We start from the raw sequence: 23,088 nt of genomic DNA, 5'->3' as shown, positions 1-23,088 counted from the left end.
GGCGCCCCGCCCTCGCTCAGGTGAGGCAGGACGGGCCGAGGAGCTGCTTCAGATCGCCCATCAGCGCCGGGGACGGCGCCACGCGCAGCCGGTCGTCCAGGCGCACGACGGTGGTCCTCGGGCCGTTCTGCAGGTGCAGGTGCACCTCCGACGTGCCCGGATGGGTGACCAGGACCTCCTTGAGGCGGGCCACCATCGGCGGGGTGCAGCGGCCGATCTGCAGCGTCACCGAGAACGGGCCCTGCGCGTCGGTGATGGTGAGGTCGGGCTGGGTGACCTCCATCGCGATGATCTTCGGGACGTCCTCGCGCCGGTCCAGCTTGCCCCGGACCACCAGGATCGCGTCCTCGGCCAGCAGGGTGGAGCACAGCTGGTAGGACGACGGGAAGATCATCACCTCGATCACGCCGGACAGGTCCTCCAGGCTGGCCATCGCCCACGAGTTGCCCTGCTTGGTCACCTTCCGCTGCAGCCCCGACAGCAGGCCCGCCACCGTGACGATCTGGCCGTCGGGGCGCTCCCCCTCGGTCAGCGTCCCGATCCCGGCGTCGGCCTCCTTCTCCAGGATGTGCTCGACGCCCAGCAGCGGGTGGTCGGAGACGTACAGGCCCAGCATCTCCCGTTCGAAGGCCAGCAGGGTGGTCTTGTCCCACTCCTCGCCCTCGGGGATGGCGACCGCGAAGGCGTCCTCGCCGCCGTCGTTCTCCAGCGCGCCGAACAGCGAGTCCTGCCCGATCGCCTCCTTGCGCTTGATGTCGATGACCGAGTCGATCGCCTGCTCGTGCACCATCAGCAGCGCCTTGCGGCCGTGCCCGAGCTCGTCGAACCCGCCCGCCTTGATCAGCGACTCCACCACCCGCTTGTTGCACACGATCGGCGGGACCTTGTTGAGGAAGTCGTTGAAGTCGGTGTAGGCGCCCTTCTCGCGGCGCGCCGCGATGATGCCCTCCACCACGTTCGTGCCGACGTTGCGGACCGCCGACAGGCCGAACCGGATCTCGGTGTCGCCCATCGGGGTGAAGTCGGCGTCGGAGGTGTTGACGTCGGGCGGCAGGACCTTCAGGCCCATCCGGCGGCACTCGTTGAGGTAGAGCGCGCTCTTGTCCTTGTCGTCGCCGACGGAGGTCAGCAGGGCCGCCATGTACTCGGCGGGGTAGTTGGCCTTCAGGTAGGCCGTCCAGTAGGAGACCAGGCCGTAGGCGGCGCTGTGCGCCTTGTTGAACGCGTAGTCGGAGAACGGGACCAGGATGTCCCAGAGCGTCTTGATCGCCTCGTCGGAGTAGCCGCGCTCCCGCATGCCCTCGGAGAACGGCTTGAACTCCTTGTCGAGGACCTCCTTCTTCTTCTTGCCCATCGCCCGGCGGAGCAGGTCGGCCTGTCCGAGCGTGTAGCCCGCGACCTTCTGGGCGATGGACATGACCTGCTCCTGATACACGATCAGGCCGTAGGTCGTGCCGAGGATGTCCTCCAGGGCGTCCCTCAGCTCCGGATGGATCGGGGTGATCTCCTGCTGGCCGTTCTTGCGGAGCGCGTAGTTGGTGTGGGAGTTGGCGCCCATCGGGCCGGGCCGGTAGAGGGCGCCGACCGCGGAGATGTCCTCGAAGTTGTCCGGCTTCATCAGCCGCAGCAGCGCCCGCATCGGCCCGCCGTCGAACTGGAACACCCCGAGCGTGTCGCCGCGTCCCAGCAGCTCGTAGGTCTTGGGGTCGGTCAGCGGCAGTTCCAGCAGGTCGACGTCGATGCCCTTGTTGAGCTTGATGCCCTTGAGCGCGTCGTCGATGATCGTCAGGTTCCGCAGGCCCAGGAAGTCCATCTTCAGCAGGCCGAGCGTCTCGCAGGTCGGGTAGTCGAACTGCGTGATGATCGCGCCGTCGGCGTCGCGGCGCATGATCGGCACGTGGTCGGTGATGGTCTCACCGCTCATGATGATCCCGGCGGCGTGCACGCCGGTCTGCCGGATCAGCCCCTCCAGGCCCTGCGCCAGGTCCATGATCTGCTTGACGTCGGGCTCTTCCTCGTACAGCCTGCGCAGCTCGCCGGCCTCGCCGTGGCGCGGGTGCTTGTCGTCGAAGATCCCCGACAGCGGGATGTCCTTGCCCATCACGGCGGGCGGGAACGCCTTGGAGATCCGGTCGCCCAGCGCGTACGGGAAGCCCAGGACGCGGCCCGCGTCCTTGATGGCGGCCTTCGCCTTGATGGTGCCGAACGTGGCGATGAACGCGACCTTGTCCGCGCCCCACTTGTCGGTGGTGTAGCGGATGACCTCGGCCCGCCGGTCTTCAGGGAAGTCGATGTCGATGTCGGGCATGGACTCGCGCTCGGGGTTGAGGAACCGCTCGAAGATCAGCCCGTGCGGGAGCGGGTCGAGGTCGGTGATGCCCATCGCGTACGCGATCAGGGAGCCCGCGGCGCTGCCGCGCCCGGGCCCGACCAGGATCCCGTTCTCCTTGGCCCACATGATGAAGTCGGCCACGACCAGGAAGTACGAGGGGTACCCCTTGCCGAGGATGACGCCCATCTCGTACTCGGCCTGCTTGCGGTACTCGTCCGGGATGCCGCCGGGGAACCGCCGCTCCAGGCCCTTCCAGACCTCCTTGCGGAACCAGCTCTCCTCGGTCTCGCCCTCCGGCACCGGGAACCGCGGCATGAGGTCGTGCGGCTTGAACATGCCCCCGGCGTCCACCCGCTCGGCGATCAGCAGGGTGTTGCGGCAGCCCTCGGCCCAGATGTCGGAGGAGTCGATCGCCCGCATCTCGTCGGCCGTCTTGATGTAGTAGCCGCTGCCGTCGAACCGGAACCGGTCCGGGTCCGCCAGCTGCTTGCCCACCTGCACGCACAGCAGGGCGTCGTGCGCGGTGGCCTCGCTCTCGTGCGTGTAGTGCGAGTCGTTGGTCACCACCGGCGGGATGTTCAGCCTCTTGCCGATCTCGACCAGGCCGTCCCGGACCCGCTTCTCGATCTCCAGGCCGTGGTCCATCAGCTCGAGGAAGTAGTTCTCCTTGCCGAGGATCTCCTGGAACGTCGCCGCGGCCTTGAGGGCCTCGTCGAACTGCCCCAGCCGCAACCGGGTCTGGACCTTCCCCGACGGGCAGCCGGTCGTGGCCATCAGGCCCTCGGCGTGCTCGGCCAGCAGCTCCTCGTCCATCCGCGCGTACTTGAAGACGAAGCCCTCGGTGAACGCGCGGCTGGACAGCTTGAACAGGTTGTGCAGCCCCGTCTTGTCACGCGCCCACAGCGTCTTGTGGTTGATCAGGCCGCCGCCCGAGACGTCGTCGCGCTTCTGGCTGGGCTCGCCCCACTGGACCTTCTTCTTGTGGTAGCGGGACTCCGGCGCCATGTACGCCTCGATGCCGATGATCGGCGTCACCCCGGCCGCCATCGCCTGCCGGTGGAAGTCGTAGGCGCCGTGCATGTTGCCGTGGTCGGTCATGGCGATCGCCGGCATCCCCTGCCGCCCGACCTCCTCGAACATCTGCTTCAGCCGGGCGGCGCCGTCCAGCATCGAATACTCCGTATGCACATGCAGATGTACGAACGAGTCGGCCATGCCCTGTGCGCCTCCTAGTCGTCGCATGCGACCGCCCACGTGCGGTCGGCACGTGGTCGCGCGGATCCGTTCCGGGGGAAGTCCGCCACCCCGGGATCGGCACCCGGGATGACGCGGTCCTGAGAGCCTAACCCTCCCCGGGAGCGCCCGCCGCCCGACACTCCGATGTCCCGTTCACCCCAGAAGGCCCGTTACGTATCGCTTGTCACCACGTACTGCGCGTACCCGCTCCGCACCCCTAGGCGGAGGCGCGGCCGTGCCGGTAGGCGCCGGGAGGGACGCCGACGGTGCGCTTGAAGTGGCGGGTCAGATGGGCCTGGTCGGCGAAGCCGGTGCGGGCCGCGACCTCGGCCGGGCGCAGCCCCGCGTCCAGGAGGGCGCGCGCCCGCCGCACCCGGACCTGGTTCAGGTAGGCGTGCGGCGGCAGGCCGGTGGCCGCCCGGAACGCCCGCATGAGCTGGAACGTCCCGACCCCCGCGGCCTCGGCCAGCGCCTCCAGCGACGGCGGGTCCACCAGGCTCTCGTGCAGGATCTCCCGGGCCGCCCGGACGGCGGCGGGCATCCGCGCCGCCTCCCCGCCCCGTCCGGCGGGCGGGACGTGCCGGGCGTGGCGCAGCAGGCTCGCGACGGCCGCGCGGAACAGCGAGGAGGCCGCCAGGGCGTCGCCGTGCTCCCCGGCGCGGTGCGCCGCGCGCAGCGACCGGGCCGCCTCCGGGTCCACGATGACGGGATCGGGGAAGAACGGGGTGCCGGGCGGGGCGCCCAGGTCGGCGGCGATGCCGCTCATCACCTCGATGGACGGGTACAGCACGCGGTAGGACCACCCGTCCGGGACGCCCGCCTGGCCGGTGTGGACGACGCCCGGGTTCACCAGCCCGATCGCCCCGCGCCCGGCGCGTTCGACGCTCCCCGCGTACTCGAACTCCTCCACCCCGTCCTCGATCAGGGCGATGGCGTAGCCGTCATGGACGTGGCGGGTGAAGCGATGGGACACGAAACGGGCCCGCAGCAGGTCCACTCCGGGCAGCGCGGGATGGCTCCAGTAATGTGCCACCTCGGTGTTCATACCTGTCATGCTAGGCGGCGCGGCCGGCCTGACGCGCCCGATTCGTCCCAAGGTATGAGATGGACGTCCCGGAGATTGGCGCCCGCCGTCCTCCGGCCCGTACGATCGGGGTCATGGAACGTCGCTATCACGGTTTTACGCAGCCGGCTCCGGGTGAGCCGGTCGGCGCGACCTGAGCGACGACCCCGGAGCCGGCGAAGGCGGAGCCCCCCGAGGGGCTCTGCCTTTTCTCATGAGAGCGCGGCCCCGGGCATGGAGGGAGCATCCCGAGCGCGGACGGCCGCCGCGAGAGAGGGAACCCCGACATGACCGACCAGACCATCGATACCGCCGCCTCCGGTGAGGCCGCCCCCTCCGGCGAGGCCGGGGGCCCGGCCGCGGCCGGGCGGCTGACCGTGCCGCTGCCCCGGCCCCGCGACCTCGCCACGGTGGACGACGCCCGCGCCGCGATCGACGGGATCGACGCCGCGCTCGCCACGCTGCTGGAGCATCGCGCCGCGGTGGCCGGGGTGGTGCAGCGCCTCAAGCCGGTGGGCGGCTTCGCCGGGCGCGACCCCGACCGCGAGCGCCGCATCGTGGCCGCGATGGCCGAGCACGCGCCCTCCCTCGGCCCGGAGCGGCTCGCCCGGATCATGAACGCGGTCATCGAGGCGGGACTGGAGGCCGCGGCGGCCGCCGCGGCCGGGAGCGACGACCGTGCGGGCCGGTGAGCACGGGGCCCATGAGCACGGGGCCCTGGAGCACGGGGCCCATGAGCACGGGCCGGTGGTCACGGGCCGGTGGTCACGGGCCGGGTGTTCGCAAGAACGTTCAAGCCCGCGTTCGCGGGTCCCGGCTAGCTTGACGGCATGAATGTGACGGAAGCGACGGTGACGGACGCTCCCGGCAACGCGCCGGAACGTTCCGCCGCCGTCCGGGACGGCCTGGGCGTGGGGCTGGCGGTCGGGGCCTCCGGGCTCGCCTTCGGGGCGGCCGGGATCACGGCGGGGCTGTCGGTGGCGCAGACCTGCGCGCTCAGCCTGCTGACCTTCAGCGGCGCCTCCCAGTTCGCCCTGATCGGAGTGATCGGCGCGGGCGGGAACCTGGCGACCGGCGTGATGGGCGCGGTGCTGCTGGGCGGGCGGAACGCGCTGTACGGCCTGAGGCTGGCCGATCTGCTGCGGGTGCGGGGCGTACGGCGGCTCCTCACCGCGCAGGTGGTCATCGACGAGACCACCGCGGTGGCGAGCGCCCAGCCCGACCGGGCGGCGGCCCGCGTGGGGTTCTACGCCACCGCGATCAGCATCTACCTGTCCTGGAACCTCACCACCCTGCTGGGCGCGCTGGGCGCGGCCCGGCTGGGCGACCCCGAGACCCTCGGCCTGGACGTGCTGGGGCCCGCGGTCTTCCTGGCGCTGCTGTGGCCCCGGCTGACGGCGGGCCGGACCGAGGGGCGGGTCGCGGCCGGCGCCGCCGTGATCGCGCTCGCGACGACCCCGGTGCTGCCCGCCGGGGTCCCGGTGATGGTGGCCGCGGTGGCGGCGCTGGTCGCGATCGTGCCGCCGCGCCGGCGCCGCCGGCCGGGCTCCCCCGGCGAGACGGACGGGCGGTCCGGTCCAGGAGAGCGGAAGGAGGGCACCGCGCCGTGAACGTGTGGATCGCGGTGATCGCCACGGGGGTCGGGTGCTACCTGCTCAAGCTGGGCGGCCTGGTCACCCCGCAGCGGGTGCTGGCGGACCCGCGGGTGCGCCGGTTCACCGAACTGGTCCCGGTGGCGCTCCTGACCGCCCTGATCGCCGTCCAGGCCCTGGCGCCGGACGGCAGGACGCTGGAGTTCGACGGCCCCCGGCTGGCCGGGCTCGGCGCGGCCGTGGCGGCGCTGCTGCTGCGCGCGCCGTTCCTGGTCGTGCTCGCGGTGGCCGCCGGGGTCGCGGCCGGACTGCGCCTGCTCCTGTGACCCGGTGAATCCCGCCCGGCGTACCGGCCGCCCTCCCTGCCCGAGGGCGGCGGCCGGTGCGCGGGTGGCCGTCTAGGACTCGGCCTGGACGATCTCCAGGGCGCGGGCCAGGTCCTCGGGGTAGGGGCTCTCGAACTCCACCCGCTCGCCGCGGGTGGGGTGCTCGAACCCGAGCCGTACGGCGTGCAGCCACTGCCGCCTCAGCCCGAGCCGGGCCGCCAGGGTCGGGTCGGCGCCGTAGGCCATGTCGCCGACGCAGGGGTGGCGGATCGCGGACATGTGCACGCGGATCTGGTGGGTGCGGCCCGTCTCCAGGTCGATGTCCAGGAGGGTGGCCGCCCGGAACGCCTCGACGGTGTCGTAGTGGGTGATCGAGGGCTTGCCCCCGGCCACCACGGCGAACCGGCCGTCCCCCGAGGGATGCCGGTCGATGGGGGCGTCGACCGTGCCGCGGAACGGGTCGGGGTGGCCCTGGACGAGCGCCTGGTAGCGCTTGTCGACGGTGCGTTCCTTGAAGGCCCGCTTGAGGCGCGAGTAGGCGACCTCGCTCTTGGCGACGACCATCGCGCCGGTGGTGTTGGCGTCCAGCCGGTGCACGATGCCCTGGCGTTCGGCGGCCCCGCTGGTGGCGACGGTGTGCCCGGCCCCCAGCAGCCCGCCCAGCACGGTCGGGCCGGTCCAGCCGGTGGTCGGGTGGGCGGCCACGCCGACCGGCTTGTCGACCACCACGATGTCGTCGTCCTCGTACAGGATGCCCATGCCGGGGACGGGCTCGGCGACCGGGACGGGCGCGGTCGGCGGCGGCGGGAGGGTCACCTCCAGCCAGGCGCCGCCGTGCACCCGGTCGGACTTGGCGACCTCCCGGCCGTCCAGCAGGACGTCGCCGGCGGCGATGATGTCGGCGGCCCGGCCGCGCGAGAGCCCGAACAGGCGGGCCAGCGCGGCGTCGATCCGCTCTCCCTCCAGGCCCTCGGGGACCGGGAGGCTGCGCACGTCCGCCATCAGCCCTTGTCCCCCGAAGCCGAGGGCGTGCCGGGCGCCGGATCGCGGTCCGGGCCGGGCTCGCCGTCCGCGGGCGCGGCGTCCGCGCTCTCGGACGGACCCGGCGAACCGGACGGACCCGGCGGCTCGGACGGCTTCGACGGCTCGGCGCCGGTGACGGCGGAGCCCTCCGTCCCGTCCTCGTCGCCGTCGGGCTCCTTACCGGTGATCCGGGTGCCGTCGATCTGCAACCCGCGAGCCGCCAGCAGCACGGCCAGCACGCCGCCGCAGACGATCGCCGAGTCGGCCAGGTTGAAGACCGGCCAGTTCGGCACCTCGATCCAGTCCACCACGTGGCCCTTCAGCGGCGCGGGGGCGCGCAGCATCCGGTCGATGAGGTTGCCGAGCGCGCCGCCCAGCAGCAGCCCCAGGCAGATCGCCCAGGGCAGGCTGCGCAGGTTGCGGGCGGTGCGCAGGATCGCGATCACCACTCCGCAGGCGATCAGGGTGAAGACGACCGTGTAGCCGGTGCCGATCGAGAACGCGGCCCCGCTGTTGCGGGTCTCGCGCAGCGTCAGCAGGCCGCCCAGCAGCCGGATCGGCTCGCGGTCCTGCAGCGTGGCCACCACGACCATCTTGGTGACCACGTCCAGGGCCAGGGCGGTCAGCGCGACCGCGACCAGTACGCCGACACGGCGCGGCCGAGGCGATCCGGCCGGCCCCCCGGCCCCGCTCTGTGAGTTGGTTGCGTCGTTCAGCGACGTTCCTCGCGTTGTTTGCATGACACGCATAGCGTCGCACGGGGAAAGACCTGGAGGCGCGCCTTGCCGACCGGCTTGGCGCAGGACTCGCAGATCCCGTACGTGCCCGCGTCGATCCGTTGGACGGCCCGCTCGGTCTGGGCGAGCAGGTCACGCGAATTGTAGGTCAAGGCCAGCTCGTGCTCGCGCTCGTAGGTCTTGGCGCCGGTGTCGGCCTGGTCGTCGCCGGCCCCGTCGGACGCGTCGCCCTCGGCGATCTGGCTGGTGGAGGCGGCGATCTCGGCCTCCAGCCCGGCGATCTGCTCCGTCAGCGTGGCGCGGACCTCGGCCAGCTCGGCGGGCGTCCAGCGGTCCTCGCCCTCGCGGACCGGCAGGGTCGCGGCCTTGGCCGCCACCGCCGTCCCGGGACGGGCGGTCTCCTCGGCGGCACGGGGCTCGTGGGCCTCGGCGGCGTCGTGCACCGCCTCGCGCGGCTCGCGGACCTCGTGGGATTCGCGGGCCGTCCGGGCCCTCCCGCCGCGAGGCTCCTTGGCGGGCGCGGACGTCGCGGGCGCGGACTTGGCCGCGCGCTTGCCCGCGGTCCGCGGCGCGTTGGGCTTGGCCGCCGGCGGCTTGTCGGCGGGCTTGCCCCGCTTGGCCCCCGGGCGCGCGGCGGGCTTCCCCGCGCTCGCACCGGGCGTTTGGGACCCTGGCGCGTGACCGCCCGGGCCCTGGGCGCCGGAGGCGTGGGCACTCGGGGCATCGGTGCCGGAGGTAGGGGTGCTGGTGGTCTGGGAGGCGGGCGGCTCACCCGTTCCCGCGCCGGCCATGTCGGCCCCCCTCGCGCTGAACGTCTCGACAGGCAGTGCGGGCAGCATAGGTCCCCTTTCGCGGGACGGCAAACGACCTGGGTTCATAACAGGCCGCATATGCCCGGTGACGGCGTACGGAGAACCCCGGAGCCGTCACAATCTCGAAAGTGACCTGCGTCACATCGACTGCCGCACCGGCGCGCCGGACCCCGCGGCGGGGGAAATGGGAAGAGATTTGCCGCGACGTGCGTTACTGTCTCAGCGAACAGCGTATCGGCAGGCCGTGAAGGGGACACCTGCCGCCGCACGCAGCCATGAGCGACCCGGGGACGGTGCGAGCCCGGGGGCGAGCACGGCGGTCTGATCACCCCGGAGCCTCCGGAAGAACCGCCGGACCCGGCGGCGCCCGCACGGCGGAGGCGCGTCCGGTCCGGCTCAGTAGAACCGGTCGCCGAGCGTCAACGAAGCGGGCCGCGCCGGGCAGGCGCGGCCAAGGAGGGTGGTACCGCGGGATCCGGCCCGGCGTTCGGGCGGGGGTCTCGTCCCTCCGGTCCACGTGCAGGTTTTTCACGTCGATCCGGAGGTCCGCCCCGTGACCCGCAAGTTCCGGCCCCTGCCCGCGCAGGTCGATCTGCCCGCCATGGAGCGGGAGATGCTGGGCCGCTGGCAGGACCGCAAGGTGTTCGAGCGGTCGCTGGAGCGCACCGCGTCCGGCCCACGCTGGCTCTTCTACGAGGGCCCTCCCACCGCCAACGGCATGCCCGGCGTGCACCACGTCGAGGCCCGGGTGTTCAAGGACGTCTTCCCGCGCTACCGCACCATGAAGGGCTACCACGTCCCCCGCAAGGCGGGCTGGGACTGCCACGGCCTTCCCGTCGAGGTGGCCGTGGAGAAGGAGCTCGGCCTCACCGGCAAGAAGGACATCGAGTCCTACGGCATCGCGGAGTTCAACGCCCGCTGCCGGGAGTCGGTGCTGCGGCACGTGGACGCCTTCGAGGAGATGTCCGACCGGATGGGCTTCTGGGTGGACAACGCCCAGGCGTACCGGACCATGGACCCCGAGTACGTCGAGGCGGTCTGGTGGTCGCTCAAGGTCGTCTTCGACAAGGGGCTGCTGTTCCGCGACTTCCGCATCACCCCGTACTGCCCGCGCTGCGGCACCGGCCTGTCCGACCACGAGCTGGGCCAGCCCGGCGGGTACGAGACGATCTCCAGCCCCTCGGTGTACGTGCGGATGCCGGTCACCTCCGGGCCGCTGGCCGAGCTGGACGCGGCGCTGCTCATCTGGACGACCACCCCGTGGACGCTGGTGTCCAACACCGCGGTCGCCGTCCACCCCGAGGTCACCTACGTCGCCGCCCGCCCCGCGGGCTCGGACGAGGTGCTGGTGGTGGCCGAGCCGCTGCTCGACCAGGTCCTCGGCGAGGGCGCCGAGCGGCTGGCCTCCTTCCGGGGCACCGAACTGGAACGCACCTCCTACCGGCGCCCGTTCGAGCTGGTCGACATCCCCGACGCCCACTACGTGGTGCTGGGCGACTACGTCACCGTGGAGGACGGCACCGGCCTGGTCCACCAGGCCCCCGCGTTCGGCGCCGACGACATGACCGTCTGCAAGAACTACGGCATGCCGGTCGTCAACCCGATCGGCCCCGACGGCCGCTTCCTCCCGGACGTCCCGCTCGTGGGCGGGAAGTTCTTCAAGGACGCCGACGAGCGGCTGACCGAGGACCTGGAGGCGCGCGGCCTGCTGTACCGCGCCGGCCACTTCGACCACAGCTACCCGCACTGCTGGCGGTGCCACACCCCGCTGCTGTACTACGCGCTGCCGTCCTGGTACATCCGCACGACCGCCGTCAAGGACCGGCTGCTGGAGGAGAACGCCAGGACCAACTGGTTCCCCGAGACGGTCAAGGAGGGCCGTTACGGCGAATGGCTGCGCAACAACGTCGACTGGTCGCTGTCGCGCAGCCGCTACTGGGGCACCCCCCTGCCGCTGTGGGTGTGCGGCGCCGACGAGGACCACGTCACCTGCGTCGGATCCCTGGAGGAGCTGGGCGAGCTGGCGGGCCGCGACCTGTCCAGGCTCGACCCCCACCGGCCGTACGTGGACGACGTGACGCTGCCCTGCCCGCAGTGCGGCGAGGAGGCGCGCCGCGTCCCGGACGTCATCGACGCCTGGTACGACTCCGGGTCGATGCCGTTCGCCCAGTGGGGCGCCCCCCACCGCAACAAGGAGGTCTTCGAGTCCTCCTACCCGGCCCAGTACATCTGCGAGGCCCAGGACCAGACCCGCGGCTGGTTCTACTCCCTGATGGCCGTCGGCACGCTCGTCTTCGACCGCTCGTCGTACGAGAACGTGCTGTGCCTGGGGCTGATCCTGGCCGAGGACGGCCGCAAGATGAGCAAGCACCTGGGCAACGTCCTGCGCCCGATCCCGCTGATGGACGAGCACGGCGCCGACGCGCTGCGCTGGTTCATGCTGGCCAGCGGCCTGCCGTGGGCGGCCCGCCGGGTGGGTCACGGCGCGCTGGAGGAGATCGTCCGCAAGGTCCTCCTCACCTACTGGAACACCGCGTCCTTCCTGGTCCTGTACGCCAACGCCGCGGAGGCGCAGGGCCGGGCCTGGACGCCGGAGCGGATGGCCGAGGCGCCCGCCCCGGCCGACCGGCCGCTGCTGGACCGCTGGGCGCTGGCCGAGCTGCACCGCACGGTCGCCGACGTGGACGCGGCGCTGGAGGGCTTCGACAGCGCCGCGGCCGGGCGGCGGCTGGCCGAGTTCGTCGACGACCTGTCCAACTGGTACGTGCGGCGCTCGCGGCGGCGGTTCTGGGAGGGCCCGGAGACGCCCGGCGGCGCCGCGGCCTTCGCCACGCTCTACGAGTGCCTGGAGACCCTGACCCGCCTCATGGCGCCGATGGTGCCGTTCCTCACCGACTACGTGTGGGACGTCATCCGCCCCGCCGGCGGCCCCGAGTCGGTGCACCTGGCCGACTTCCCGGTCGTCCGGGAGGACCTGCTCGACGCCGAGCTGTCGGAGCGGATGGCCCTGGTGCGGCGGCTGGTGGAGCTGGGCCGGGCCGCCCGCGCGGCCAGCGGCGTCCGGACCCGCCAGCCCCTCGGCCGCGCCCTGGTCGGCGCCCGGGACTGGGCCGCGCTCCCCGCCGAGCTGCGCGCCCAGATCTCCGAGGAGCTGAACGTCCTGGCGTTCGAGGAGCTGTCCTCGATCGGCGGCGACCTGGTCGAGTACGAGGTGAAGCCCAGCTTCCGCGAGCTGGGCAAGCGCTTCGCCAAGGACACGCCCAAGGTCGCCAAGGCGGTGGCCGCGGCCGACCCGGCCGCGCTCGTGGGGGCGCTGCGGGCCGACGGCGGCGTGACCGTGGAGGCCGAGGGCCTGGGCCCGGTCGCGCTCTCCCCCGCCGAGCTGATCGTCACCGAGCGCCCGCGCAGCGGCTGGGCGGTGGAGAGCGCCGCCGGCGAGAGCGTGGCGCTGGACCTCACCGTGACGCCCGAACTGCGCCGCGCCGGCCTGGTCCGCGAGGCCGTACGGCTCGTCCAGGACGCCCGCAAGTCCACCGGGCTGGAGGTCACCGACCGGATCGAGCTGTGGTGGCGGGCGGCCGGCGACGAGCTGGCCGAGGCGCTGCGCGCGCACCGGGACGAGCTGGCCGCCGAGGTCCTGGCGGCCGAGGTCGCCGAGGGCCGCCCGGATCTCGGCCTGCCCGCGCAGCGGGACGACGAGCTGGGCCTGACTTTCTGGCTCCGCCGGGCCTGACGCCGCGGGCGGCGGGACGGCGGGGGCGGCCGGGCGGCGGTCTTCCCCGCCGTCCGGCCGCCCCGTCCCACCGAAAGCCCGCCAGGGCCTTCTCGCGACACATCGCGTTTGGGATGATGGGTGGCGTGAACCCGACTGACCCTTCCGAACCGACCCCGGCGGCGGGCGCGCCGGCGCTGCGCGCCTCGGACGCCGACCGCGACCGGGTCGCCGACCGCCTCCGCGAGGCCCTCGCCGAAGGGCGCATCACGCCCGACGAGCACGCCGAGCGCATCGACGTGGTGTACCAGGCCAGGACCTACGCCGAACTGGAACCGGTGCTCCGCGACCTGCCCGCGGACCCGAGCCGGGAAGGCTCCGAGCCCGCCCCCGCACCCGCCGCCCCGCCCGAGGAGACGGCCCCGCCGCCCGAGCCGCAGTCCGCCTCCATCGTCGCGATCTTCGCCGGGGCCGACCGCAGGGGCCGCTGGCTGGTCGAGCCGACCACCACCGTGACCTGCGTGTTCGGCGGCGCCGACCTGGACTTCCGCCGGGCCGTCCTGTCCCAGCGCGAGGTCACGGTCAACGTCAGCTGCGTCTTCGGCGGCGTGGACATCACGATCCCGCCGGGCGTGCGGGTGATCAGCTCGATCTCCGCGGTCTTCGGCGGCGTCGACCTTCCCGAGGACGACACCGTGGAGCCGGACGCCCCGGTGATCCGGCTGACCGGGATGGTGCTGTTCGGCGGCGTGACGGCGAAACGGCGCGAGGCGGGCGCGACCTGGGCCGACCGCCGCCGCGAGCGCCGCGAGTCGCAGCGCGCGCTGCACGAGGAGCGGATCCGCGAGACGCACGACCTGCGGCACGAGCGGCTGCGGCAACTGCGCGAGTCGCGCCGCCGCTCCTGATCCCGCCGCTCTCGCCGCCGCCGATCCCGGCCCCCGCGGGTCACCCCCGGGGGACGGCGCCCGGCACCGCTGACAGCGGGCCGGGCGGCGGCTCGCGAGGCCGGTCGGCCGGCGGGTCAGTCGTGGGCGCGCTCGCGGTCGGGCTGGCAGACCAGGCAGGGCGTGCAGCCCCGGGCCTTGGCCTCGGCCCGGGAGAGCGACTCCAGGTCGTCGGTCTCGTCCCCGATGTCCTCGATGAGAGCGCAGTCCACGCGGTGGTAGCGCTTGGTGCCGCTGAGGATCCGCACCTGCACTCCGTCGTCCTCGTCCTCGTCCTCGTCCGCGGCGGCGGGATCCCGCTCCGCACCGGGGCGTCCGGCGGGCGCGTCGTCACCGGCGCCGGCCGGCGCGGCCCCCGGCGGGACGTCCTCCGGCGTCCGGGGGTGCGGGGCGGTCGGCGTGGCCGCCGGGTCGCCCGTGGCGGCGGGCTCCGTGGCGGCGGGTTCGGTGGCGGTGCCCTGCGTGGTGGACCCGGGGGCCGGCCACGCGGACGGGACCGTGCCGCGGGAGGACCCCGACGGCCCGGTCTCGGAGGCGCTCGCGGAGGCGGCGCCGGCTCCGGGACCGGTGCCCGGCTCGGCGCCGGGCGTCCGGGACTCGGCCAGGGGGCCGGAGGGCGGATCGGCGGGAGCCTTCGTGAGTGGGGCGGTGCCCGCCCGACGGCCGGCGGCCGCGCGGGGCTCGCCGCTCGCGGGGAGTTCGGCGGTCTTGGCCGGATCCGGCCCGGCGGTGCCGGCCGTCCCGGGCGTGTCCTGCCCGCCGATGCCTGACGCTCCGGGCGTACCGGGCTCGGCTCCCTCGGCGGGCTCGGCGGCCTGACCCGCGCCGACCGAGACCGAGGCGCGCGCCGCGAGCGCGGTGTCGGGCATGCACGCGGTGCAGGGACTGAAGCCCTCTTCCTTCGCCTCGGCGTAGGTGAGCTCTTCCCGATCCCGGCCGGCCAGCTGCCGGCAGGTGTCGAGGTGGTAGCGCTTGCGTCCGCGGACGACGAAGACCACGGCGTCGTCGGGGACCCGGGCCGGCGGGGAGGGGATCTCCACCTCACCGCTCTCGGCGGCCACCGCGCCCTTGGGGGCGGCCGGGGCGGTCCCCTTCGCACGACCCGCGGTGGACGCGGGGCGTTCGGTCTTCTTCCTGGTCTTGCTCTTGGCCGGCCGGGTGCCCTTCCGGGCGGGGGACGCGGCCCCGCCGGAGCCGAAGATCTCCCGGCGCCGCAGGAACACCCCGATGGCCAGGCACAGCGCCGACACCACGCTGACGGCGATCGAAATGTAGATCACCACCAGCGCGTCCAGGCCGAGCACCTGCGCGCTCTCTCCGTTGCCCGCCACGATCCCCGCGACGAGCAGGGCGATCGCCACGACGACGAGGACGCCACTCAGGATGATCACAGGGCTTCTCCCCCTTCACAGGCCGCAGGCCCCGGGCCGTCATCGGCCGGGTGCCACCGCAGAGGCTTCCGATACGCCGCCGGGACGGCAGCGGTGCCATCCGCGGCGCGGCGAACGGGAAGACACTATCGCCCGCGCCGGGCCTGTCAGCGCCTCTCGTGCGGCGGGTTGTCACCGCCGGCGTGGAAGGCGCCGGTCGCCGAGTGCTGGACCTGCTGGGCGTGCTGCTGGGCGGGCTCGGCCGGGGGCGGGAAGGAGCCGGGACCGGCCGGGGCCGCTCCGCCGGAGGCGCCGTTGCGGTTGTCGTGCGGGATGGCGTTCTGCGGGCCCGTCTGGGGGCCGCCGCTCTGCGGCATCTGGGCACCGCCGCCACTGGGGACGGTGGGGAACCCGCCGGTCTCGGTGCTGGCGGCGTCCAGCTCGCGCAGCTGGCCCTCCAGGTAGACCTTCAGGCGGCTGCGGTACTCGCGTTCGAAGGCGCGCAGGTTGTCGACCTCGCGCTCCAGCTCCTCGCGCTGCTGCACGAGCGAGCCCATGACCTGGCGGTGCCGCTCCTGGGCGTCGCGGTCGAGGGCCTCGGCGCGGGAACGGGCCTCGCTGACGATCTGGTCGGCCTGCCGGCGCGCCTTGCCGAGGATCTCCTCGGCCTCGCGGCGGGCGCGGCCCAGGGTCTCGTCGGCCTCGCGGCGGGCGTCGGCGATCGCCTGGTCGGCGGTCTGCTGCGCCAGCGCCAGGACGCGCGCCGCGGTGTCCATGTTGTCCTCGCCGGACGGGGCGGGCGCCATGCCCAGGCCGCCGCCGAGCACCGGCTCGGGCTCGGGCTGGTGCTGCGGGGGCTCGGGGGGCCGGGGCGGCTCGGGCATCGCGGTCACGTCGGGCTTGGGCTCGACGATCGGCGCGGCCATGGCGGGGACCTTGCCGCGCAGGCACTCCGCCAGCTTGGCCCGCAGCTCCTCGTTCTCCTGGATGAGGCGGTCGAGCTCGGCCTCGACCTCGTCGAGGAAGGCGTCCACCTCCTCCTCGTCGTACCCCGGCCTCAGCCTGGTGGTACTGAACTGCTTGTTCCGCACGTCGGCGGGTGTCAGCGGCATGTTCGTCTCCTTGGCGCGCTTGGAGTCTGTCCCAAAGGACGGTATCCGATCAGAGCCTCTGCACGAAGATGATCAAGACCCATACCACAAGGATGAGCACGGTGAAGCTGAGGTCCAGGGCAACGTTACCCAGACGCACGGGCGGGATGAAACGCCTCAGGAACTTCAGTGGCGGATCGGTGATGGTGTAGACGACCTCCGCGATCACCAGGACCACCCCGGTCGGACGCCACGACCGCGCGAACGACTGCAGGATCTCCAGGACCATCCTCCCGATCAGGAACAGGAGGAAGATGTAGAGGACGAACGTCAGCACGGTTCCAACGTATGTCACGGACCCACTCTCATCATGTGGCTGTCAGCTCTGGTTGAAGAACCCTCGTTCTGCCATACGGGCCTTGTCCTCCGCCGTCACCTCGACGTTCGCGGGCGACAGGAGGAACACCTTGTTCGTAACACGCTCGATGCTCCCGTGCAGGCCGAATACGAGACCCGCCGCGAAGTCGACCAGACGCTTGGCGTCACTGTCGACCATCTCGGTCAGATTCATGATCACCGGTGTTCCCTCACGGAAGTGCTCCCCGATGGTCCTCGCCTCGTTATAGGTCCTGGGATGCAGCGTAGTGATGCGCGCAAGGTCGGTGGCACCCGACTCGTAGAGTGCCACCGAGCGTCGCTCGGTGGACGACGCAGGGTGATGATCGCGATCACGGTCCACGGCCTCGTCGGCTCGGGTAAGCTGACCGCCGGACTCGTCCTCGCGGAGCCGCCCCTGCCGCCCCTGGCCGGGGTCGGTGTCGTCGTCGTAGACCTCGTACTCGTCGTAGTCGTACTTGTCGTCGTACCGGTCGTCCTCCACAAGGCCGAGGTAGACCGCCATCTTGCGCATCGCGCTGGCCATACGCCCTCCGTCGTCCTGTGGCCGCGGCACCCGGCGCCCCGGCACCGCCGTCGGACCTCTCCGTCTGCGTGGTCTGCCGTTTGGGCAGGTACCACTTGGGGGACATTACCCGACGATTGCCCGTCGGCCGCCGAGCAACGCCGTACCGACACGGACGTGTGTCGCGCCACACGCGATCGCCTGCTCCAGATCCCCGCTCATTCCCGCCGAGACGTCGGTGGCCTCCGGGTGCGCGGCCCGCACCGCGGCGGCGACCTCGGCGAGCCGCGCGAAGGCCGGGGCCGGGTCGGCGCCCAGCGGCGCCACCGCCATCACCCCGCCCAGGACCAGCCCGCCCGCCTCGGCGACGGCATCGGCCAGCGCCACCGCGCCGGAGGGCGAGACGCCGCCGCGCCCCTCCGGTTCCCCGTTCTCCCCCGGCTCCTCCAGGGAGACCTGGACCAGGCAGCGCAGTGTCCTCCCGGCGCGCACCGCCGCCGAGGACAGCGCGGTCACCAGCTTGGGGCGGTCGACGGACTGCACGACGTCGGCGTACCCGGCCACCGAACGGGCCTTGTTGCTCTGCAGCTGCCCGACGAAGTGCCAGGTCAGCGGGAGATCCGCGGTGGCCGCGGCCTTCGGCGCGGCCTCCTGGTCGCGGTTCTCGGCGACCTGGGTGAGGCCCAGCCCGGCCAGCAGCCGCACGTCGGAGGCGGGGAAGGTCTTGGTGACCGCCACCAGGGTGACCTCGGCGGCGTCCCGGCCCGCGGCGGCGCAGGCCGCCTCGATCCGCTTGCGGACGTCGGCGAGGTTGGCGGCGATCTCCGCCCGCCGGGCGCCGCCTCCGGCGCTTCCGGCGCCTCCGATCACGGTCCCCTCACCCATGGCCGGGGTCCTTGAGCCAGACATAGCCCGCGAACCGGCCGGTACGGCCGTCGCGGCGGTAGGAGAAGAGCTCCGGGCTCTCGATCGTGCACCGGGGGTCGATCCGGACGCCGGTGACGCCGTCGGCGGCGAGCTGGGCCACGATCCCGGCCCGGATGTCCAGTCCCGGCGTGCCCGCGCGGGTGACGGCGTGGGCCGCGGGCACCACGGCGGTGACCTCGTCCCGCATCCGCGCCGGCACCTCGTAGCAGGCGCCGCAGGCCGCGGGGCCGATCGCGGCGACCATGCGCCCGGGGTCCGCGCCCAGCTCCAGCATCCGCTTCACCAGCGCCGGGACGACCCCGGCGGCGGTGCCCGGACGCCCGGAATGGGCGGCTCCGGCCACGCCCGCCACCGGATCGGCGAGCAGGACGGGGGCGCAGTCGGCGACCAGGACGGCCAGCGCCACCCCGGGAACCGTGGTGACCATGGCGTCGACGGCGGGCGCGTCCGGTGCGGCGAGCCCGCCCGGATCGGTGACGACCCGGACGTCCGCGCCGTGCACCTGGCGCATCCAGGCGGTACGGCCGGGCTCGATGCCGAGGGCGGCCGCGACGCGGTGCCGGTTGTCCCGGACGGCGGCGGGATCGTCGCCGACCGCGCCGCCGAGGTTCAGCGAGTCGTAGGGGGCCGGACTCACTCCGCCGGCCCGGGCGGTGAAGGCGGCGCCGACCCCCTCGGCCAGCGCGACGTGCGTGATCACCCGCGGGTCACTTCAGGAAGTCGGGGACGTCGAGATCGTCGTCCTCGTCGAACACGACCGGGCGGCGGCGCGGCCCCGTCACGGCCGAGGCGCTGTCGGACTCGCCGGCGTGCACGCGGGTCGCGGACTGCTCGGCGGAGGTGCGCGGCGCGGGCGGGCGGGCGTCCTCCTCCGGCCGCCGGCCGTCGGCGCCGGCGGACGAGGCGTCGGCCGTGCCGGAGGCGGTCCCTTCCGGGGCGTCCGCGCGCCCGGCGGAATCGTCGCCGGAGGCCGCCTGAGCGGAGTGCGCGGCCTCGGCGTCTGCCGGCCGCCGCTCGGAACCGGACGCGGGCGCGGCGGGCTGGACCGGGGCGGCGGCGGCCTGGGCCACCGACTGGCCCGGGGCGTGCGGCGAGCCGAGGGCGTCCGACCGGCCGACCCTGCTGGGGATCGGGTTGGACGGGGGCGGCGGGACCGGCCGGGGCGGCGGCGGGATCCTCTTGCCCTCCTGCTCGGGGGCCGGCTTGCTGGGCCGTCCCTCGTCGAAGCCCGCCGCGATGACGGTCACCCTGACCTCGTCGCCGAGCGCGTCGTCGATGACCGCGCCGAAGATGATGTTGGCGTCGGGCGCGGCGGCGTTGGACACCAGCTGGGCCGCCTCGTTGATCTCGAACAGGCCCAGGTCGGAACCGCCCGAGATGGACAGCAGCACCCCGTGCGCCCCGTCGATGCTGGCCTCCAGCAGCGGGCTGGAGATCGCCATCTCCGCCGCGGCCACCGACCGGTCGTCGCCGCGCGCCGAGCCGATGCCCATCAGGGCCGAGCCGGCGCCGGACATGACCGACTTCACATCTGCGAAGTCCAGGTTGATCAGGCCGGGGGTGGTGATCAGGTCGGTGATGCCCTGGACACCGGAGAGCAGCACCTGGTCGGCCGCCTTGAACGCGTCCAGCACGCTGACCTGGCGGTCGGAGATCGACAGCAGCCGGTCGTTGGGGATCACGATGAGGGTGTCGACCTCGTCGCGCAGCGTCTCGATGCCGGCCTCGGCCTGCATCGCCCGCCGCTTGCCCTCGAAGCTGAACGGGCGGGTCACCACGCCGATGGTCAGGGCGCCCAGCGAGCGCGCCACGTTGGCCACGACGGGCGCGCCGCCGGTGCCGGTGCCGCCGCCCTCACCCGCGGTGACGAACACCATGTCGGCGCCCTTGAGGACCTCCTCGATCTCCTCCCGGTGGTCCTCGGCGGCCTTGCGGCCCACGTCCGGGTTGGCCCCGGCGCCCAGCCCCCGGGTGAGCTCGCGGCCCACGTCGAGCTTCACATCGGCGTCACTCATCAGCAGCGCCTGGGCGTCCGTGTTGATCGCGATGAATTCGACGCCCTTGAGACCCTCTTCGATCATCCGGTTGACGGCGTTGACGCCGCCGCCGCCGATGCCGACGACCTTGATGACCGCGAGGTAATTCTGCGGTGCTGCCACGACGAGGGGCCTTTCCGCTCGCTCTATCCGACCGCCGGGCCGGCCTTCTCGGCCGTCCCCGCCGCGGTGTTCTGACCTGTGTCTTGGTTTTCTCGGGGTTCGGTACGGGCCGGACGGCCACGGCACCGGTCCGGTGCCGTCCTGAACCCTCACCCTCAACTTGAGGCTTACAGTTATGTCAACCTGAGGACTGATACGGACAGTAGGGCGGGCTTACCGCCAGGGTCAACTAACCTCCCGCCTACGGGCCCGGCGTGTCGCGGACAGCATGAGATGCCCCGGTTGGCGAAGAGCGTCACGCTGTCTCCTCCCACCGCCGTGCCACCGCTCCAGCCTGCACCATCGCGGGTCCGGAATCGCCGCGACACACGCACCGGAGCGCAGTCACTCTGCCTTACCCCGCATCATCCGCCGCACACGTCCCGAGAGCATCGCTTTGGTCGCCCCCGGCGCCGGCGGCACCGGCCCGCCCGTCACCGGGTGGTGACGACCTCCGGCGAGCTGACGTCGATGGTCCGCGCGGACCGCCCGGCGGCCGTCCGGCGCAGCGCGTCGACCAGACGGATCTTCTCGGCGGAGCGCTCGGCCGGGCCCCACACCACGGTGAGCCCGTCCGACAGCAGCAGCGTGACCGACTCCGGTGACGGCGCCTCCAGCCCCGCCACCCGGCCGCGCAGGCGGTCGGGCAGCCGCCGCAGGACGTCCAGCGCCGCGAGGGTCGCCGCGTCCGTCGGCCCGGGGGCGGCCGCCGACAGCGTGGGCAGGCCGGGCGGGCGGGACGGGGTGTCGGCGACGGCGACCCCGTACCGGTCGAGCTGGTAGTGCCGGCCGCCGCGCTCCACCGTCACGACCGGGACCCGTTCGCGGACCACGATCCGGATGGTGGCGGGCCAGCGCCGCTCCACCGAGGCCGACTCGACCTCCCTGAGGCGCTCCACCCGGTCGCGGACCGCGCCGGTGCCCAGCCGCGCCATCGGGACGCCCAGCCGGATCCCGGCGGTGGCCACGATCCGGTCGCGCGGCGCCAGCTCGCTGCCGGTCACCTCCACGTTCCGCACCACCAGCAGGCGCGACCCCAGGAGCACCCAGGCCAGGCCGCCGAGCAGCGCGAGCACCAGCAGGACGACGCAGAACGCCTTCCACCGGACCGGCCGCCGCCTCCGCGGGGACCCGTCCTCCTCGGACGGGTCGCCGGGCCCCGGCGGATCGGTCTTGCGCTGGCGCGTCCCGGCCTCGGTCATAACCCCCAGCTTGGCAGGCGACCGGCCCCGGACCCGGGAGCACGCGCCCGTGCGCCACGGATCCGTGTGCCCGTTTCCTCCCGAGGCGCTCCGCGGACCCAGCCGGCCGGGCCGCACCGGACGGGCCTCGCCGGACGGGCCGGACGGGCCGGACCGCGCGGCGTCAGGGGCCCGCGCCGCCCAGGCGGGCCAGGATCTCGGGGCCGAGCCGCGTGACGTCGCCCGCGCCGAGCGTGATGACGATGTCGCCCGGCACGGCCAGCCGGGTCACCGCGGCGGTCACCTCGGCCCGGTCGGGCACGTACTCGCAGACGGTCCCGGCGGGGACCCGGTCGGCGACCAGGCGGCCGGTGACCCCGGGCTCGGGGTCCTCGCGGGCCCCGTAGACGTCCAGGACCACGGCGACGTCGGCGAGGCCGAGCGCCTCCCCGAACTCGGCGGCGAAGAACCGGGTGCGGCTGTAGAGATGCGGCTGGAAGACCGCCACGATCCGTCCCGCGCCCGCTCCCCCGGCGGCCTTCTGCTCCACGTAGTCGCGGGTGGCCTCCAGGTCGGCGGTCAGCTCGGTGGGATGGTGCGCGTAGCTGTCGAAGACCTCCACGCCCGCGGCCTCGCCCTTGGGCTCCAGCCGGCGCATCGCCCCCCGGAACTCCGCCAGCCCGGCGCGCACCGCGGCCTCGTCCGCGCCCAGCGCCCGCCCGACCGCGACCACCGCCGCGGCGTTGAGCGCGTTGTGCCGCCCGGGGACGCCCAGCACGACCTCGCCGGAGCCCTCGATCTCGAAGCGGGATCCCAGGCCGCGCGGTGTGAAACCGGTGACCCGCAGGTCGGCGCCCGGCGCCTCGCCGTAGGTCAGCACGGTCAGCCCCCGCTCGCGGGCCCGCCCGGCCAGCTCCATCGCCACCGGGTCGTCGGCGCCGGCCACCAGGGTCCCGCCCGGCTCCACCCGGTCCACGAACCGGGCGAAGTTCTCCTTGACCTTCTCGAAGCCGCCGTAGTTGTCGAGATGGTCGGCCTCGACGTTGGTCACCACCGCGATGCGCGGGGTGTACATGAGGAACGACCCGTCGCTCTCGTCGGCCTCGGCGACGAACACCGGGCCGCCGCCCTCGTCGGCGCCGAGCCCGGTGGTGACGAGCCGGCCGCCGATGCAGTACGACGGGTCGGCCCCGGCGTGCTGCAGGGCGACGGTCAGCATCGACGTCGTGGTGGTCTTGCCGTGCGTGCCCGCCACCGCGACCGCCTCGCGGCCGGCCATCAGCGAGGCCAGCGCCGCCGACCGGTGCAGGACCCGCAGGCCGCGCTCGCGGGCGGCGACCAGCTCGGGGTTGGTGTCCCGGATGGCCGTGGACACCACCACCGTGTCGGCCTCCCCCAGGTACGCCGCGTCATGGCCGACGAAGACCTTGGCCCCCAGGTCGCCCAGCTGGGCGAGCATCTCGGAGTCCTGGGCGTCGCTGCCGGAGACGGCGATGCCGCGCCTGAGCATGATCCGGGCGATGCCGGACATGCCGGCACCGCCGATCGCGATGAAGTGGACCCTGCCCAGCTCCCCCGCCGGCACCACCTCGTCAGGACTGATCAGAGCCATCGGATCGCCCCGTCCCCTCGCCTGGTCC

At 73.6% G+C, this 23,088-nt stretch carries 19 protein-coding genes; 5 read left to right on the top strand and 14 right to left on the bottom strand.

The annotated features are described in order from the left end of the window. Positions 1-16: 16 nt before the first annotated feature. Together dnaE and IW256_RS12710 are read right to left on the bottom strand one after the other, a co-directional pair. Complete coding sequence (gene dnaE, locus IW256_RS12715) at positions 17-3,547, bottom strand: DNA polymerase III subunit alpha (protein WP_197011156.1); 3,531 nt, start codon at positions 3,545-3,547, stop codon at positions 17-19. A gap of 238 nt (positions 3,548-3,785) precedes the next feature. Next, positions 3,786-4,613 (bottom strand): AraC family transcriptional regulator, encoded by an 828-nt coding sequence (locus tag IW256_RS12710; RefSeq protein ID WP_231403755.1) that lies wholly within the window; start codon positions 4,611-4,613, stop codon positions 3,786-3,788. A 305-nt stretch (positions 4,614-4,918) separates the two neighbouring features. Here IW256_RS12710 and IW256_RS12705 point away from each other — a divergent pair, with 305 nt between their 5' ends. From IW256_RS12705 to IW256_RS12695, 3 genes are all read left to right on the top strand, one after another. Next, positions 4,919-5,323: a chorismate mutase gene (locus IW256_RS12705; RefSeq protein WP_197011154.1), complete on the top strand. Its 405-nt coding sequence runs from the start codon at positions 4,919-4,921 to the stop codon at positions 5,321-5,323. A gap of 138 nt (positions 5,324-5,461) precedes the next feature. After that, the gene (locus IW256_RS12700) at positions 5,462-6,241 is read left to right on the top strand and encodes an AzlC family ABC transporter permease (RefSeq protein WP_197011153.1); all 780 of its coding nucleotides are present in this window, start codon (positions 5,462-5,464) and stop codon (positions 6,239-6,241) included. Further along, entirely contained in the window at positions 6,238-6,549 is a 312-nt protein-coding gene (locus IW256_RS12695; RefSeq protein ID WP_197011152.1) for an AzlD domain-containing protein, read from the top strand. The genes IW256_RS12700 and IW256_RS12695 overlap by 4 nt, the downstream gene beginning before the upstream one ends. 72 nt (positions 6,550-6,621) lie before the next feature. Here IW256_RS12695 and IW256_RS12690 read toward each other — a convergent pair whose 3' ends face one another. The 3 genes from IW256_RS12690 to IW256_RS41060 are packed head-to-tail and all read right to left on the bottom strand — an operon-like array spanning position 6,622 to position 8,686. Next, positions 6,622-7,551: an RluA family pseudouridine synthase gene (locus IW256_RS12690; RefSeq protein WP_197011151.1), complete on the bottom strand. Its 930-nt coding sequence runs from the start codon at positions 7,549-7,551 to the stop codon at positions 6,622-6,624. Beyond that, positions 7,551-8,312 (bottom strand): signal peptidase II, encoded by a 762-nt coding sequence (gene lspA / locus IW256_RS42185; RefSeq protein WP_269217927.1) that lies wholly within the window; start codon positions 8,310-8,312, stop codon positions 7,551-7,553. Before lspA ends, IW256_RS12690 begins: the two co-directional genes overlap by 1 nt. Then, on the bottom strand, positions 8,285-8,686 hold the full coding sequence (locus tag IW256_RS41060; RefSeq protein WP_307829393.1) for a TraR/DksA family transcriptional regulator: 402 nt from the start codon (positions 8,684-8,686) through the stop codon (positions 8,285-8,287). The genes lspA and IW256_RS41060 overlap by 28 nt, the downstream gene beginning before the upstream one ends. Before the next feature lie 988 nt (positions 8,687-9,674). Between IW256_RS41060 and ileS the strand changes: the two genes are divergently transcribed. Both ileS and IW256_RS12670 read left to right on the top strand, forming a co-directional pair. Beyond that, on the top strand, positions 9,675-12,854 hold the full coding sequence (ileS, locus tag IW256_RS12675) for an isoleucine--tRNA ligase (RefSeq protein ID WP_197011150.1): 3,180 nt from the start codon (positions 9,675-9,677) through the stop codon (positions 12,852-12,854). A 125-nt stretch (positions 12,855-12,979) separates the two neighbouring features. Then, positions 12,980-13,741 (top strand): DUF1707 SHOCT-like domain-containing protein, encoded by a 762-nt coding sequence (locus IW256_RS12670; protein ID WP_307828872.1) that lies wholly within the window; start codon positions 12,980-12,982, stop codon positions 13,739-13,741. 116 nt (positions 13,742-13,857) lie between these two features. Here the strand turns inward: IW256_RS12670 and IW256_RS12665 are convergent, their stop codons facing one another. From IW256_RS12665 to murC, 9 genes are all read right to left on the bottom strand, one after another. Next, positions 13,858-15,171, bottom strand: a complete 1,314-nt coding sequence (locus IW256_RS12665; protein WP_197011149.1) for a hypothetical protein — start codon at positions 15,169-15,171, stop codon at positions 13,858-13,860. A gap of 146 nt (positions 15,172-15,317) precedes the next feature. Continuing rightward, positions 15,318-16,262: a DivIVA domain-containing protein gene (locus IW256_RS12660; RefSeq protein ID WP_197011148.1), complete on the bottom strand. Its 945-nt coding sequence runs from the start codon at positions 16,260-16,262 to the stop codon at positions 15,318-15,320. Positions 16,263-16,311: 49 nt separating this feature from the next. After that, a complete protein-coding gene (locus IW256_RS12655; protein ID WP_197011147.1) occupies positions 16,312-16,596 on the bottom strand; it encodes a YggT family protein in 285 nt (94 codons plus the stop codon). Between the two features lie 24 nt (positions 16,597-16,620). Then, entirely contained in the window at positions 16,621-17,163 is a 543-nt protein-coding gene (locus IW256_RS12650) for a cell division protein SepF (protein ID WP_197011146.1), read from the bottom strand. A gap of 105 nt (positions 17,164-17,268) precedes the next feature. Next, a complete protein-coding gene (locus tag IW256_RS12645) occupies positions 17,269-18,027 on the bottom strand; it encodes a YggS family pyridoxal phosphate-dependent enzyme (RefSeq protein WP_197011145.1) in 759 nt (252 codons plus the stop codon). Further along, complete coding sequence (gene pgeF / locus IW256_RS12640; RefSeq protein WP_197011144.1) at positions 18,020-18,769, bottom strand: peptidoglycan editing factor PgeF; 750 nt, start codon at positions 18,767-18,769, stop codon at positions 18,020-18,022. The genes IW256_RS12645 and pgeF overlap by 8 nt, the downstream gene beginning before the upstream one ends. Positions 18,770-18,776: 7 nt before the next feature. Beyond that, positions 18,777-20,228 (bottom strand): cell division protein FtsZ, encoded by a 1,452-nt coding sequence (gene ftsZ, locus IW256_RS12635; RefSeq protein ID WP_197011143.1) that lies wholly within the window; start codon positions 20,226-20,228, stop codon positions 18,777-18,779. A 473-nt stretch (positions 20,229-20,701) separates the two neighbouring features. Then, complete coding sequence (locus IW256_RS12630; protein ID WP_197011142.1) at positions 20,702-21,469, bottom strand: cell division protein FtsQ/DivIB; 768 nt, start codon at positions 21,467-21,469, stop codon at positions 20,702-20,704. 163 nt (positions 21,470-21,632) lie between these two features. Further along, on the bottom strand, positions 21,633-23,060 hold the full coding sequence (gene murC, locus IW256_RS12625; protein WP_197011141.1) for a UDP-N-acetylmuramate--L-alanine ligase: 1,428 nt from the start codon (positions 23,058-23,060) through the stop codon (positions 21,633-21,635). Between the last annotated feature and the right edge of the window lie 28 nt (positions 23,061-23,088).

Origin of the sequence: Actinomadura viridis (assembly GCF_015751755.1) — a bacterium.
In the GTDB taxonomy this organism is placed as follows: domain Bacteria; phylum Actinomycetota; class Actinomycetes; order Streptosporangiales; family Streptosporangiaceae; genus Spirillospora; species Spirillospora viridis.
Note: the sequence above shows the minus strand (reverse complement) of the source record. Positions and strands in the feature narration are given on the sequence as shown.

Excerpts from the sequence above, each read along its gene's own strand:
- dnaE (WP_197011156.1), bottom strand. The coding sequence starts at position 3,547 with ATGGCCGACTCGTTCGTACATCTGCATGTGCATACGGAGTATTCGATG.
- IW256_RS12710 (WP_231403755.1), bottom strand. The coding sequence starts at position 4,613 with ATGAACACCGAGGTGGCACATTACTGGAGCCATCCCGCGCTGCCCGGA.
- IW256_RS12705 (WP_197011154.1), top strand. The coding sequence starts at position 4,919 with ATGACCGACCAGACCATCGATACCGCCGCCTCCGGTGAGGCCGCCCCC.
- IW256_RS12700 (WP_197011153.1), top strand. The coding sequence starts at position 5,462 with ATGAATGTGACGGAAGCGACGGTGACGGACGCTCCCGGCAACGCGCCG.
- IW256_RS12690 (WP_197011151.1), bottom strand. The coding sequence starts at position 7,551 with ATGGCGGACGTGCGCAGCCTCCCGGTCCCCGAGGGCCTGGAGGGAGAG.
- lspA (WP_269217927.1), bottom strand. The coding sequence starts at position 8,312 with ATGCAAACAACGCGAGGAACGTCGCTGAACGACGCAACCAACTCACAG.
- IW256_RS12660 (WP_197011148.1), bottom strand. The coding sequence starts at position 16,262 with ATGCCGCTGACACCCGCCGACGTGCGGAACAAGCAGTTCAGTACCACC.
- IW256_RS12650 (WP_197011146.1), bottom strand. The coding sequence starts at position 17,163 with ATGGCCAGCGCGATGCGCAAGATGGCGGTCTACCTCGGCCTTGTGGAG.
- IW256_RS12645 (WP_197011145.1), bottom strand. The coding sequence starts at position 18,027 with ATGGGTGAGGGGACCGTGATCGGAGGCGCCGGAAGCGCCGGAGGCGGC.
- IW256_RS12630 (WP_197011142.1), bottom strand. The coding sequence starts at position 21,469 with ATGACCGAGGCCGGGACGCGCCAGCGCAAGACCGATCCGCCGGGGCCC.
- murC (WP_197011141.1), bottom strand. The coding sequence starts at position 23,060 with ATGGCTCTGATCAGTCCTGACGAGGTGGTGCCGGCGGGGGAGCTGGGC.